Genomic DNA, 13377 nt, shown 5'->3' with positions numbered 1-13377 from the left:
CACCCCCCCCCCCCCCCCCCCCCTTTTGCGGCGGCCGGCCCCCCCCCCCCCCCGCGGGGGGGGCGGCCCCCCCCCCGGCGGGGGGGCGCCCCCCCCCCCCCCCCCCCCCCCCCGCTCCTGGGGGTAGGGCTCAGCTCTCGCGAACCGCCGGCTCGGCGGGCAAGCTGTCCATGAACGAGCTGACCGAGAAGACCGCCCGGCCGGGGCCGGCGGGGCCGTACCCGGGCGGGCTGGACAGGCCGTTGGCCTCCATGGTCGCGCGGTAGATCTCCAGCAGACGGATGTGGTATTCGAGCGGCGCACCCTGCGGGTTGGTCCGGCCCAACGGGGTGGTCGGCTCCGGACACCAGGTGGTGAACCGTGGGGTGATCCCCCGGGACATGAAGTACTGCAGGCCCTCGGCGGTCGAGTCGATCGCCTCGTCCACGGTGGCGAAGCCGTGCGGGGCCGCCATCTCCACGCCGGCGACGAAGTTCGGGATGACGTTGCGCGGCCCGAAGATCTCGGCGGAGTCGAGGATGCGCCGGTGCCACTCCTCCCGGCCCACGTAGCGCTCCTTGCCGGGGCAGTAGAGCTCGAAAAGCCGCTTGTCCCACACCTCGTAGTTGGGGTGGTAGATCCGGATCCCGTAGTCGTGGAAGCGCTGCACGTCGGCGCGCGGCAGGGCCTGGGCGACCACCTTGCCGATCCACCGGCCCGGGAACCGCTCCTCGATCGCCTGGGCGTAGCGGCCGTAGAAGTCCGCCTCGGCCAGCCCGTCGACCTTCGACGTGATGCTGCCGCCGGTCAACGTGTACGCCTGCGACGTGCGGTCCTGGTCGTACCGGTCGATGATCTCCAGCGCTTCGAGGACCTCGTCGACCGGCTTGACCCCGGTGTACGGGCGGCCGGCCTGCTTGTGCTGACGCCAGTTGTGGTTGATGTCGCAGTACTGGCACTCCTCCTTGACGCCGAAGTACTGGCAGACCCGGAAGGCGGTCAGATAGATGAGGTAACCCCACTGGATCGTCGGGGCGACCTCCATCACCGACTTGCCGTTGGCGAGCGTGTGCCGGTAGTAGTCCGGCATCGGAGGTAGGCCCACCTCGGCGATCGCCCGGCCGTCCAGGAACAGCATCAGCCGCCCGTCGCCGTCGGGCTTGACCCGGTAGGGCGAGTCGGGGTTGGTGCGGACCGACACGACCGTCCGGCGCAGCTCGTAGGGGCCGCCGGTGAGCACGATCTCCTCCGGGGGCCGGCGCAGCGCGGCGGCGCCCAGCTCGGGCAGTGTCCGGTGGTCGAACGAGAAGATGAAGTACGACTTGGGCTTGACGTCGCCGTGCTCGTTGTCGGTCAACGCCGAGTCGTCGAAGGCCAAGCCACCGCGCAGCAGGTCCTCCTTGATCACCGCCTCACGCGGCACGTGAGGAAAGCGTCCCATCAGGTCTTCGATGAGATCCGTACGAGACTGCATGCGCACTCCCTGTCACCTGTTCGCAAGAGCGCCGGGCGGGTTGAATTCCTCAGCTCGCGCGGAAGCGGAACGCCTCCCGGAACCGCCTTTCGCCGACCCGCCCGGGCCCGGACTCAAGAGGCGAAACGTAACACTTCCCCGCTCGGACGATTGCCGGTCTGAGATCCAGTTCACGACAGTTGACTTGAAGTTGGATTCAGGTTCTAGCGTGACGTTCTCCACCGATCAGCACCGACCTCACCCACACCCTCAGCCGAAGGAAAAGAAGCTGATGCGACTTACCCGCCTTCTCACGCCCCGTGTCGTGGCGAGCGCCCACTGCGACCTGCCGTGCGGAGTCTATGACCCGGCTCAGGCGAGAATCGAGGCCGAGTCGATCAAGGCAATCTGCGAGAAGTACCAGGCCAGCGACGACCCGGAGTTCCGTACCCGCTCCCTGCTCATCAAGGAGCAGCGTGCGGAGTTGGTCAAGCACCATCTCTGGGGGCTGTGGACCGACTACTTCAAGGCGCCGCATTTCGAGAAGTACCCCCAGTTGCACGGCCTCTTCAACCAGGCCACCAAGCTGGCCGGGGCCGGCGGCGCGAAGGGCTCCGCGGACCCGGACGTCGCGGCCCAACTCCTTGCGAAGATCAACGAGATCTCCGAGATCTTCTGGGAGACCAAGCAGGCCTGATCGCCAGGAGACGGTCGGCGTGCGTGGAGCACTGGTGGCCGGGGTGTTCACATCACGACGACGAGTTTTCCGGTGGTGTGCAGCCGCACGAAGTCGACGCACGCTCGGCCGCCGTCGTCGAGGGTGTAGCGGCGGCCGATCGTGGCCGGCAGTTCGCCACGTATCGCCAGTTCGCCGACCTCACGCATCCCGCCGAGGGTGCCGTCCATGTCCATCACGAAGTGCAGAGCGACGTCGTCGCGGCCGATCCACTCCTGCTGCGGTACCGGGTAGGTGATCGTGAGGAGTCGCCCGCCGGAGCGCACGGCGGCGGCGACTGCGGAGAGGTGGTCGCTGGGCAGGGTCAGATTGAACGCGACGTCGACCTCGGAGGGGTACTCGGACTCTGCGTACCCGATGGTCTCGTCGGCGCCGAGAGCTCGCAGGATGTCGGCATCAGCGGCGGTCGCGGTGGCGATCACCCGCGCCCCCGCGCCGGCGAGCAGCGGGACCACGACGGTGCCGACGCCGCCGGTGGCACCGACGACCAGGACGGTTTCGCCGGGCCGCACCTCGGCGGTTGCCATCAGGGCCCGTGCGGTCAGGCCAACGGTCGGCAGGGCGGCTGCCTGTTCGATGTCGAGACCGGCCGGGCGGTGCGCCAGGAACGGGGTGTCCGCCTCGAAGACGGCGTACTCGGCCAACGAGCCGGTACTCAGCGATGGCCGGGTAGCGCCGGCCATCGCGCGCAGCGCCCGCGGCACGGCTTGGCCGAAGATCTCGTCGCCCACCCGATAGGCGGTCACGCCCACGCCGACCTCGCTCACCGTGCCGGCGAAGTCGTTGCCGGGTACGTGCGGAAACTCCAGCGGTACGACGTCGCGGAAGTCGCCGCTGGGCAGCCGGACGTCTGCCGGGTTGATCGAGGCGGCGGCGATCCGCACCTGGATCTGCCCCGGACCGGGCCGGGGTACCGGCACGTCGGCCACCGCGTATCCCTCCGGTGGCCCGTAGCCGGTCGCGACAACTGCCTTCATGCGCTCCTCCAACAAGCGGACCGGGCGGTCATGTTAGTGAGCTGACGCTAGCAATAAGCGGACCGGACGGTCAACTTGTTAGGGTGGCCGGCGTGACCTCACCGCGACCGCTGCGCGCCGACGCGGCACGCAACCGGCGCCTGCTGCTGGCAGCCGCCGCGGACGAATTCGCGGAGCGTGGCCTGGAGGCCTCGGTCGCCGACATCGCCCGCCGGGCCGGTCTCGGCAAGGGCACGCTGTTCCGCCATTTCGCCACAAAGGACGACCTGATCGCCGCGATCGTCCTGGACCGGATCGACGCGCTCAACGCGGCCGGCGAACGGCTGCTCGCCGGGGCCGACCCGGGCGCCGCGCTGCTGGAGTTCCTCACCGTCGCCGCGCATCAGCGGCAGCAGCGCGACCTGTCGTTCCTGCACGAAGCCGGCGAGCTGAACGCGGACGTGACCGCTGCCCGCGCGCAGATGTACCACATCGTGCAGAAGCTGGTCGATCGAGCGCGTGAGCACGGCGCAGTCCGCGCCGATGTCACCGGCGCGGACGTCATCCTGCTGATGTGCGCGCCCAACTACGTCACCAGCTACCTGCCGCACGCCCCGCCCGACCTGTGGCAGCGCTACCTTGCCATCATCTTCGACGGCCTACGCCCACAGGGCGCCCACCCGCTGCCCCACCCGCCGCCGACGACACCGTGACGCCGGCAGATTTAGCCTGACCGCCGCTGCACCTCGGGGAGAGGCGCAGCGGCGCGGCTGGACTACCGCGCCGCCCGACGGTGGAACGATCGCTTCGCCCACAGGTAGGACAGCAGCGCCACCACGGCGCACCACGCCAGAGCGACGACCGCGCTGCTGCCGATTCCCGAGCCGAGCAGCAGGCCGCGCAGCGTCTCGATGACCGGCGTGAACGGCTGGAGGTCGGCGAACCACCGCAGGCCGGCCGGCATGGTGTCGGTGGGCACGAAGCCGCTACCCAGAAACGGCAGGAGAGTCAGGAACATGGGCAGATTGCTGGCTGTCTCGACGCTGTCGCTGACCAGGCCGAGCGCGACCGACAGCCAGATCAGCGCGAAGGCGATCGCGGCGAACATACCCGCGGCGGCGAGCCACTCGATCGCGGTGGCGTTGGGGCGGAAGCCGATGGCCAGTGAGACACCGAGCACGACGGCGAAGCCCAGCATGGTCTGGACCAGGCTGCCGAGGACATGTCCGGTCAGCACGGAGGCGCGGGAGATGGCCATCGTACGGAAGCGGTCGATGATGCCCTCGGTCATGTCCATCGCGACGGAGATGGCGGTCCCCTGCGCGGCACTGGTCGCGGTGAACAGCAGGATGCCGGGCACGAGGTAGTTGAGGTAGGCGGCGCGGTCGCCGCTACCGCCCGCGAGTCCGGCGCCCAGCGTCCCGCCGAAGACGTAGACGAACAGCAGCAGGAGGACGACGGGGAGGCCGATCAGCATTCCGGTCAGCGAGGGATAGCGCTGGATGTGGCGCAACTGTCGGCGGAGCATGGTTGCCGAGTCGGTCAGGGTGTACGTGAGGCTGGTCATCGGTGTCCCTCCGGAATGGCGTCCTGCGCGGCGGCGGACGCGGGCGTGCCGGTGAAGGCGAAGAAGACGTCGTCCAGGTCGGGGGTGTGGATGGAGAGCCGGTCGACCTCGACCTGTGCGTCGTCGAGTCGGTCCAGCACCTCCCGCAGCGAGCGCACGTCACCGTCACTGGGGATCTGCAGGGTGAGGGCCTCGTCGTCGCGCTGCGCGACGGCGAGCGTGCGGGCGGCGCTGTGCAGCGCGATGGGGTCGGCGAAGCGCAGCAGGATGTGCCCGCCGGGAATGCGGCGCTTGAGCTCGTCGGGGGTGCCCTCGACGACGATCCGACCGTGGTCGAGCACCGCGATCCGGTCGGCGAGTTCGTCGGCCTCGTCGAGGTACTGAGTGGTCAGGAACACCGTGACCCCCACGGCGACGAGTCCGCGGATGATCTGCCACATCGCGTGGCGGCTGCGGGGGTCGAGGCCGGTGGTGGGTTCGTCCAGGAAGATCAGGCGCGGGTCGCCGACCAGGGTCATCGCCAGGTCGAGGCGGCGTCGCATGCCCCCGGAGTAGACGGCGGGCGTCTTGCGCGCCATCTCGCCGAGGTCGAAGTGTTCGATCAGCCGGGCGACGCGGCGTCTGCCCTCGGTGCGGCCGAGATGGTGCAGGTCGGCCATCAGCTTGAGGTTCTCCTCGCCGGTCAGGAGGTTGTCGACGGCGGAGAACTGCCCGGTGACGCCGATCGCCGCTCGTACCGCGTCGGGCTGCCCGGTCAGGTCGTGGCCGGCGACGCGGACAGATCCGCCGTCGGCTGGCACCAGGGTGGACAGGATCCGCACCACGGTGGTCTTGCCCGCGCCGTTCGGCCCGAGCAGCGAGAAGACCGTCCCCTCGGAGACCATGAGGTCGATGCCATCGAGGACGACCTTGTCCCCGAACGTCTTGCGCAGGCCGGACACCGAGATGGCCGGGCGGGTCGCGATCGTTGTCGCCATTGCTCCTCCATAGATCAAAGGCGTTGCACGGGTACGGAGGGCGCGCGCCATCGCCGGTCGAGCCGATGGAGCCGACCGGGGGTACGAGGCCACGCGTTCTCCCCGGTCGTGGCGGATCAACCGCGACCGGACGGACGAGAAGGGTCAGGAGCGGTGGATGAGGATGTCACCGAAGGCGGTACGGGCCCGCACCTCGGCCTGCTCGTCGGTGTCGGCCGGACCTGCGGCGGCGTCCAGCTCGCTGCGGACCTTGCCGAACTGGGTGTGCAGGTCGAGTCGGGCCGCGGTGCCGCGCCGGATACCGACCTCGATCCGCCCGGCGGCGGTGCGCAACGTCGCCGATCCACGTACGAGCTCACCGACGCGGATGTCGCCGTTGGCGGTGTTGGCCGTGATCGAGGCGGCAGCGTGCTCGGCGGCGACGTGACCGTTGGCGGAGCGAGCCCGAAGCTCGCCGGCGGCATCACCGATCCACGTGTCGCCGTTGCCGTTCTTCAGCATGGCGCGGCCGCCGACGGCGCGGACGCTGAGCTTGCCGGAGCCGGTGGTGATGTCGGCGTCGCCGGCGACGTTCTCGGCGATGGCGGCACCGAGGCCGGTGTGCAGGGTGAGCGCGTCGGTGTCCTCGACCTGGAGGTCGCCGGCACCGCTCTTGAGTCGGCAGTCGGCGAGCGCCCCGGAGCAGCGGACTCCACCGACGCCCAGCTTTGCCTCCACGCCGGAACCGGTCGGCAGGTCGATGCTCACCTCGACGGTGCCGGGCTTGCCGAAGATCCCGAAGTTGGGTTGTTTGGGGCCGCGGATTACCAGGCGGCCGGATGCGTACTCCACCCGGGTCTGCTCGGCTGCGCGGACGTCCCGGTCGTCGGACTCGTCGGCTGGCCGCACCTGCACGACGGTGTCGGCGCGCGGGCCGGCGGTGATCCGCACGTCGCCGCTGACGAATTCGACCGAGGCCGAGATCGGTCCGGGGGTGTCGAAGGATGGCATCATGCTTCCTTTCAAGAAGTGGTCGGGCGGGTGTCGCTAGCGCACCCATCCCGTGAAGCGCTGGCCGTGGCTCGGGGCGACGAACGGCTCGGGCCGCTGGTGCTGGCCGTCGGCGTCGACGGCTCGGGCCGCGGCCCGGATCAGCCAGGTGTTGATCGATACGCCGGCCCGAGCGGCCGCCTGCTCGACGCGGGCTTTGAGGTGCTCCGGTAGGCGCAGGCTGATCCGTACGGTCGCCTCGTCCTCGCCGTCCGCGGGAGCCGGCGGCAGCGGCTCCGGCACGGGCGCGGGCGGCACCTGCGCCTCGGTCTCGTCGGCCCACCGGTCGGCCGGCGGTGGCACCACGACGAAGCTCGGCTCCCGGTTACGCAGCCGAAGGTCGACAGATCCGGGTGCGAGGTCCCGGGTTATCTCCGTGGCCGCCTCGGAGAGCGCGTCCAGCAGGGCGAGCCGGATCGCGGACTCCAGCGGCGCGGTCAGCCGCTCTGCCAGCTCCCGAGCGTCGTCACCGCCGGCGGCCGCGGCCACCGCCAGCTCGTGCCGGACGGCGTCGACGTAAGCGCGAAGTTCCATGACGCCATCATGGCATCACGGTGATGCCATGTGCAAGGGTGATGGCATCACGATGCTCGGCGGGAGGTCGCCGAAGGACAGCGGTGGAAAAGATCAGCGCGAATCCAGATCGATGCGGATCGTCAGCGGGCTCGTGGTCGCGGCCTGGGAGGTGCACAGGCAGAGCCGGCGCGCCAGCCCGCTCCGGGCGAGAATCCGCTGGCGCTCGCGCGGGTCGTCGTCGTCGAGAACATGCGCCGTGCCGGTCCGCCAGCTTGCCCGTGGCCCGCCGCCCACCTTGACCCGGACGCGAGGATCGGCCTCCAGGTTGCGCACCCAGTCGGCCCGGCGCCCCCTCTGGGAGATCAGCCAGAAGGTGTCCCCGCTCAGCCCGTCGCACACCGGGGTGTACCGCAGCCGTCCCGTGCGGCGTCCGGTCGTCTCCAGCAGGGCGTCGCCGGGGATCGGGAGTCTCAGCCTCCAGGCGAGCCTGACGATCGGGTTGACCAGGCGCTGCTGGAGCCCGCTTCGGATCGCGGTCGGCCAGGACACGTCAGGCCCCACCCACCCACGCCGACGCGCAGTCGCGCTGCCCACACCGGTTGCCGAGTTGCGTCATGCCCGTCCCGTCGAGGTGTTCTGGTCGGCCGTGACTGCCACCCTAGATCGGCTTCTCCGGCCGGGTGCCGAAAGCGCCGTCGACCTACCCGGTCGACACACCGCCCCGCTCGGGACGGGGACGATTCAGCCCGAAATCCACCGGTGCACGCAGGGCCGGTGAAGAATGGATGACCGGGGATGAGATGCGTGCGACGAACCCGGGAGACCAGGCGTGCTCGGAACCAGCCTCCTGGGCCGGCTTCGCCACCGTGACCCGGGGTACGCCGCCCTACGGCGCGCGGCCCGACTGACGCTGGTCGCCTCGACCGTCTTCTACGCCTGCCGATACGGCGCCGGCGATCCGCTCCTGGCCACGTACGCGCTGTTCGGCACGGTCGCCGCCGGGATGTTCGCGCAGCTGCCCGGCCCGGCGCCGCAGCGGGCCCGGATCCTGCTCACCACGCTGCCGGTTGCCTGGGCGCTGGTCGCCGCGGGCACGCTGCTGGCCTGGAACACCTGGGCGGCCGCCGGCGGGATGCTGGTCATCGGCTTCGCCGTGGCGTTCGGCGGGGTGGGCGGCCCGCGTCTGCTCGGGCTGGGCAGCGCGTTCCAGCTCTTCTACATCCTGGCGTCGTTCCCGCCGTTCCAGCCGGGCACCCTGCCGCAGCGGCTGGGCGGCGTGACGCTCGGCATCGCGCTGCTCGCCGCCGCCGAGGTGCTGCTCTGGCCCGACCCGGTCCCGGTCTCCTACCGACAGCGGCTCGTCTACGCGGCGGACCGCGTCGCGGCGTTCCTCGACGTCACGGCCGACGCGCTGACCAGATCCACCGGCGACCGGCGCGAGCGCGACGCGCGACACGACCGGGCGTCCGAGGCGGTCGCCCGACTGGCGCTGAGGGAGTTTCCGCCCACCGAGGCGCCGACCGCCGCGGCTGCCAGCGACCGGGCGCTGCGGATCGCCGGGGCGGCGTTGCGGGAGGTGCTCGTCAAGGCGGGACGGATGGCGTCGGAGGCCCCGCCGGAACCGATCCCGGACCTGGCGGCAGCACGGCTGTTGCGCTCGTGCGCCGACACCGCCCGCGCCGCCGGTCCCGGTCTGCTTCCGGGTACGCAGCCGGTGGCCCTCGACGAGCTGGACACCGCGATCGGGCGGGCCGAGGCGGCGTACCCCACCAGCCCGGACGTGCGGGGCGAGGGCCCGCACGTGCCCCGGCTGTGCCGGGACGCGACCGCGTTGGCCCTCGCCGACCAGGTACGGGTCTTCGCCGTCGCCACCCGGGTGGCCACCCGTGCCCGGGCCGACGACGCCGACCCCGGGCTGTTCGAGTACGTGCGGCACGGGCCGTGGACGCTGTACTCGCGGCAGTTCCGGTCCCATCTGACGCCCCGCTCCGCCTATCTGCACAGCGCGTTGCGACTGGCCGTCGCGCTGGCCGCCGCCCGGGTGGTCGCCGGAACGTTGCAGCTCACCCACGGATTCTGGGTGCTCCTGGCGACTCTCACCGTGCTGCGGACCTCTGCCGCGGACACCCGCACCGCGCTGCGGCCGGCGGTGACCGGCACCATCGTCGGAGCCGTCGGCAGTGGCCTGCTGATGCTCCTGGTCGACAGTGCGGTCGTCTACGCCGCGGTCCTGCCGGCGATCATGCTGCTGGCCTTTGGCGCCGGTCGTCTGCTCGGCCCGGCCTGGGCGCAGGCCATGTTCACGCTGCTGCTCACGTTCGTCTTCGCCCAGCTCGCTCCCGAGGGGTGGCGGCTCGCGGAGGCCCGCCTGGTGGACGTCCTGCTCGGCGGGGTGATCGGCGTGCTCGCCGGCGTGGCGATGTGGCCGCACGGCGCGAGCCGCGACCTGCGGCGCAACGTCGCCCGCTACCTCGTGAACAGCGGGGATGCGGTCGAGCAGACGGTCGAGGCGGTGCTCGGCGGGGGGCGACCGGATCGGGCCGTCGACCGGGTCAACCGGAGCATGATCCTCGCCGACGCGTCCTACTGCCAGTACCACGCGGAGCGGCACGCCCCACCGGGCCGCGACATGGACTGGGAGGCGGCACTGAACGCCGGTCACCACGTGGTCCAGGGGGCCGAGTCGTTGTTGCGCCGTAACCCGCCCGGCTGCCTGGCCGGCTGGCCGGGGGCGGCGGCGCAGCTGCAGAGCGCCGCCGGACAGTTGCGCTCGGCGTTTCACGAGGTCGCCGACGACCTCGCGGGCGGGCGAACACCGACGCCGACTCCGGTCGCCACCAGCTGCGCGGACGAACTCGACCGGATCCGTCCGTTGCTCGACGAGCCCGGCTCCCGGGCCGAGCTGCGGCATCTGGTGGAGGTCGACCTGTGGCTCACCGACCTCGCCGACAGCCTCGCCCGGATCCGACCCCCCGCCGGACGGTAGCGACGGCCGGGCCGGGTCAGTCGACCCGCGGCGCGGTGATGAGCTGCGCGAACAGCTCGGCGGCAGCGTCGAGGAGCTCCCGGTCGCCGGTGATGAGCAGGTCCAGCAGCAGGCCGCGGGTCGCGGCCAGGCCGAGGCGGGCCCGGCGGCGGGCCTCGGCCGGGTCGAAGCCGAGCTGGACGAACATCTCCTCGACGGGCCCGGTCCAGGCGGCGATGACCGAGGCGCGGAACGGCTCCGTCCACGACCGGTCGTACAGCGCCTGGGCGTAGATCTCGAAGAAGAGCCGCTCCGCCGGCGCCAACGCCGGGTCGGCGAGGCGCTGCCAGAACTGCCGGCTCACCGCCACCGGGTCGTCGTCTCCGCCGGCGGCGAGCGAGACGAGCGCGGCGCGCTGCTCGGTCTCGACGAGCCGGACCACCTCGGCGAGCAGGCCCTCCCGGCTGCCGAAGTGGTAGATCAGCATCCGGTGGCTGGTGCCGGCGCCGGCGGCGATCTCCCGCAGGCTGAGCTGACCGAACCCGGCCTGCTTCAGGAAGGCGAAGCACCGGTCGAGCAGCGCCGCCCGGGCGTCACCGGTCACCGGTGGATGCCGCCCCGTCGCCGGTCGCCGACGGCGCGTCCGTCTCGGCCGCCGCCTTGAGCCCGGCCGCCTCCATCCGCATGTACCTGCGGGTCTTCGTCGCGGTCAGCAGGGCGATCAGCCGGGCGAGCGCCCCGGTCTGCCGGATGCCGAGGCTGATCCGGGTGGTTCCGTCCGCCTCGGCGTGCAGGCTGTGCTGGGCGACGGTGCGCACGCCGGGGGCGGTCGCCGCCCAGGCGAAGGAGACGCCCGGCTGTACGTCGCAGACCCGCCAGACCGTCGTCGGCAGGCCGGGCTGGCTGATCCGGAACCGGTGGCCCACGGTGAGCGCCGCACCGTCGAGGGGCTCCACCGACGACATCGACGCGGTCCAGCGCGGATACGTCGTCACGTCCGCCAGGGCGGCCCAGGCCCGATCGAGGCCGGCCGAGGTGGTGATGGTCTCCGCGTAGTCCATGTACCAGATGGTACATGGACTACGACGAATGCGGGTTACTCGAAGCGGGACGGGTCACCGGCCCCGCGGCGCAGGATCACCGGCTCGTCCTCGGACAGGTCGACCACGGTCGTCGGCTCCTTGCCGCCGTCGCCGTCGTCGATGACCGCATCCAGGACGTGATCCAACCGCTCCTTGATCTCCCACCCCTGGGTCATCGGCTCCTCGTCGCCGGGCAGGATCAGGGTGCTCGACACCAGCGGCTCGCCCAGCTCGGCCAGGAGCGCCTGGGTGACCACGTGGTCGGGGACGCGCACGCCGACCGTGCGCTTCTTGGGATGCATCAGCCGGCGCGGCACCTCCTTGGTGGCCGGCAGGATGAAGGTGTAGCTGCCCGGCGTGCTCGCCTTCACCAGTCGGAAGACCGAGTTGCTGACGTGCACGAGTTGACCGAGCTGGGCGAAGTCCTGACACACGAGGGTGAAGTGGTGCCGCTCGTCCAGGCGGCGGATCTCCCGGATCCGGTCCAGGCCGTCCCGGTTGCCGAGCTGACACCCGAACGCGTAACACGAGTCGGTGGGGTAGGCGACCAGTCCGCCGTCCCGGATCAGGTCAACGACCTGACGCAGGACGCGGGGCTGCGGATTGTCCGGGTGCACGTCGAAGTACCTCGCCATACGCCGAGACTAGTGCGGCCCGGAGGACCATCGCCCACCCGGACCGCGAACCCCGACCAGCCGGGGTCGACCGCGCCGGCGCTAACTCGGGTAGCGCGGGATGATCGGGGTGTCGTTGATGTCCGGACCGAAGAACTTGAACACCACCAGGTCGGCGTCGCCGGTGTTCTCCACCAGGTGCGGTGCCGTCGCGGCGGCGTGGCTGACCAGCAGCTCGTCCGACTCGGGGTCGCCAGCGCGAACGTCGTGGCCGCAGTACCGCCCGACGCCCGACCAGACCAGGATCGAGTACACGCCGCGTTCGGTCGTCGAATGGCTCGCCCCGGCCGGGACGACGAGCTTCTTCCCGGAGAACTTCGTTGTGTTGTAGAAGATCCACCATTCCCGCCCGCCGGCCGGCTCGCCGGCGTCGACCGGCCGGGGCGTCAGGTGGTTGTGCTCGTAGAAGAACGGGTCGCCGTTCAGCTCCCACTCCACGAAGCCCAGCGGGAAACGCTCCGCGTGCTCGCGCCGGTCCTCGGGACGAACGTCCTTGAAGAGCAGGTCCTTGGAGATGATCCGGCCGGCGTTGAGGGCCTGGAACATGGCGAAGACGTCCGAGTCCTCCTGGAGTTCCACGGTCAGCGCCGTGCCCGGGGCGTGCAGCACCCCCGACGGGACCTGGAATCCATCATCGGCCACCTGCAACTCGGCCCGCGCGTGGCGGAGGATCAGGTCACTGTCCCAGTCGACGAGGTAGGGCAGCAGCACCTCGTACGACCGCTCCCGAGCGATCCACGGGTGCACGCCGAAGAACGTCTCCGGATGCGGGCCGGTGTCGACGCCGGCCGGAAAGTAGTACGCCTCGTCCTTCGACCGGCGTCCGACCAGTTCCGCGAAGCGTTGCGGCGGATGGACGTGGTACGGGATGCGGGCACCGTAGTCGAGCAGCTTCGCCAGGCGGCCCAGACCCTGCGGATGGGTCACCGCGTACGCCTCGCCCATGACGGCACCGGGGTCGGCGTCGATCGCCTCCCGCAGGGTCAACCGCCGTCGCCCGGTGGCGTCGACCAGGTGGCTGAGCCCCTCGTCGGGCGGGCCGACACGGTTGTCGGCCCGCGTGGTCGAGCCCAGCCACCGCTCGCAGAGGTAGCCCCGCTCGCCCAGGTCGTACGCGTCCTCGGGCAGGCCGAGTCGCCGGCCGGGCGGCACCAGGTCGCGCGCGACGAACGCCGGCGCGAGGCGCAGCACTCCCCCGCCCTCGTTCAGCAGCTCCTCGACCAACTCTCGGTGCCCGCCGCCGGTCATCCCTTGAGCCCGCTCATCGAGATGCCCCGCCGGCGCTGGAACAGCAGGAACGCGACGATCATGGGAAGCGTGGCGCCGACCGGGCCGGCCATCAGCAGGTTCCACCACGTCCGATTCTTGACCACGAACAATGCTAGGCCGAGCGACGCCGGGTACTTGTCGGAGCTGGAAATCACGATGAGCGGCCAGCGGAAA

At 71.2% G+C, this 13377-nt stretch carries 15 protein-coding genes; 3 read left to right on the top strand and 12 right to left on the bottom strand.

Translation table 11 applies throughout. From position 1 onward, the window contains the following. Positions 1–130: 130 nt before the first annotated feature. Entirely contained in the window at positions 131–1453 is a 1323-nt protein-coding gene (locus ACIBBA_RS23190; RefSeq protein WP_396700052.1) for a radical SAM protein, read from the bottom strand. A gap of 271 nt (positions 1454–1724) precedes the next feature. Here ACIBBA_RS23190 and sodN point away from each other — a divergent pair, with 271 nt between their 5' ends. Further along, a complete protein-coding gene (sodN, locus tag ACIBBA_RS23185) occupies positions 1725–2129 on the top strand; it encodes a superoxide dismutase, Ni (RefSeq protein WP_396700051.1) in 405 nt (134 codons plus the stop codon). Positions 2130–2176: 47 nt separating this feature from the next. On the opposite strand, the gene ACIBBA_RS23180 is transcribed toward sodN, so the two are convergent. Next, positions 2177–3145 (bottom strand): NADP-dependent oxidoreductase, encoded by a 969-nt coding sequence (locus ACIBBA_RS23180; protein ID WP_396700050.1) that lies wholly within the window; start codon positions 3143–3145, stop codon positions 2177–2179. Between the two features lie 92 nt (positions 3146–3237). On the opposite strand from ACIBBA_RS23180, the gene ACIBBA_RS23175 reads away from it, so the two are divergent. Then, the gene (locus ACIBBA_RS23175) at positions 3238–3837 is read left to right on the top strand and encodes a TetR/AcrR family transcriptional regulator (RefSeq protein WP_396700049.1); all 600 of its coding nucleotides are present in this window, start codon (positions 3238–3240) and stop codon (positions 3835–3837) included. A gap of 62 nt (positions 3838–3899) precedes the next feature. On the opposite strand, the gene ACIBBA_RS23170 is transcribed toward ACIBBA_RS23175, so the two are convergent. From ACIBBA_RS23170 to ACIBBA_RS23150, 5 genes are all read right to left on the bottom strand, one after another. Beyond that, positions 3900–4691, bottom strand: coding sequence for an ABC transporter permease (locus ACIBBA_RS23170; protein WP_396700048.1), 792 nt, complete (start codon positions 4689–4691; stop codon positions 3900–3902). Further along, positions 4688–5668: an ATP-binding cassette domain-containing protein gene (locus ACIBBA_RS23165; protein ID WP_396700047.1), complete on the bottom strand. Its 981-nt coding sequence runs from the start codon at positions 5666–5668 to the stop codon at positions 4688–4690. The genes ACIBBA_RS23170 and ACIBBA_RS23165 overlap by 4 nt, the downstream gene beginning before the upstream one ends. A gap of 144 nt (positions 5669–5812) precedes the next feature. Continuing rightward, positions 5813–6658 carry a DUF4097 family beta strand repeat-containing protein gene (locus tag ACIBBA_RS23160; protein ID WP_396700046.1) on the bottom strand — a complete coding sequence of 282 codons (846 nt, stop codon included), beginning with the start codon at positions 6656–6658 and terminating at the stop codon, positions 5813–5815. A gap of 36 nt (positions 6659–6694) precedes the next feature. Beyond that, positions 6695–7231: a ribbon-helix-helix protein, CopG family gene (locus tag ACIBBA_RS23155; RefSeq protein WP_396700045.1), complete on the bottom strand. Its 537-nt coding sequence runs from the start codon at positions 7229–7231 to the stop codon at positions 6695–6697. Between the two features lie 93 nt (positions 7232–7324). Continuing rightward, entirely contained in the window at positions 7325–7762 is a 438-nt protein-coding gene (locus tag ACIBBA_RS23150) for a nitroreductase/quinone reductase family protein (protein ID WP_396700044.1), read from the bottom strand. A gap of 280 nt (positions 7763–8042) precedes the next feature. On the opposite strand from ACIBBA_RS23150, the gene ACIBBA_RS23145 reads away from it, so the two are divergent. Then, positions 8043–10199 carry an FUSC family protein gene (locus ACIBBA_RS23145; protein WP_396700043.1) on the top strand — a complete coding sequence of 719 codons (2157 nt, stop codon included), beginning with the start codon at positions 8043–8045 and terminating at the stop codon, positions 10197–10199. Positions 10200–10215: 16 nt separating this feature from the next. Here the strand turns inward: ACIBBA_RS23145 and ACIBBA_RS23140 are convergent, their stop codons facing one another. The 5 genes from ACIBBA_RS23140 to ACIBBA_RS23120 form a co-directional block, all read right to left on the bottom strand. Next, a complete protein-coding gene (locus ACIBBA_RS23140; RefSeq protein ID WP_396700042.1) occupies positions 10216–10782 on the bottom strand; it encodes a TetR family transcriptional regulator in 567 nt (188 codons plus the stop codon). Beyond that, on the bottom strand, positions 10772–11239 hold the full coding sequence (locus ACIBBA_RS23135; protein WP_396700041.1) for an SRPBCC family protein: 468 nt from the start codon (positions 11237–11239) through the stop codon (positions 10772–10774). Before ACIBBA_RS23135 ends, ACIBBA_RS23140 begins: the two co-directional genes overlap by 11 nt. Positions 11240–11274: 35 nt before the next feature. Continuing rightward, positions 11275–11895, bottom strand: coding sequence for an L-threonylcarbamoyladenylate synthase (locus ACIBBA_RS23130; RefSeq protein ID WP_350873763.1), 621 nt, complete (start codon positions 11893–11895; stop codon positions 11275–11277). Positions 11896–11976: 81 nt separating this feature from the next. Beyond that, entirely contained in the window at positions 11977–13182 is a 1206-nt protein-coding gene (locus ACIBBA_RS23125; protein WP_396700040.1) for a hypothetical protein, read from the bottom strand. Next, positions 13179–13307, bottom strand: coding sequence for a hypothetical protein (locus ACIBBA_RS23120; RefSeq protein ID WP_396700039.1), 129 nt, complete (start codon positions 13305–13307; stop codon positions 13179–13181). The genes ACIBBA_RS23125 and ACIBBA_RS23120 overlap by 4 nt, the downstream gene beginning before the upstream one ends. Between the last annotated feature and the right edge of the window lie 70 nt (positions 13308–13377).

The organism is Micromonospora sp. NPDC051006 (assembly GCF_044456245.1).
In the GTDB taxonomy this organism is placed as follows: Bacteria; Actinomycetota; Actinomycetes; order Mycobacteriales; family Micromonosporaceae; genus Micromonospora.
This window is presented reverse-complemented; position numbering and strand designations above follow the sequence as displayed.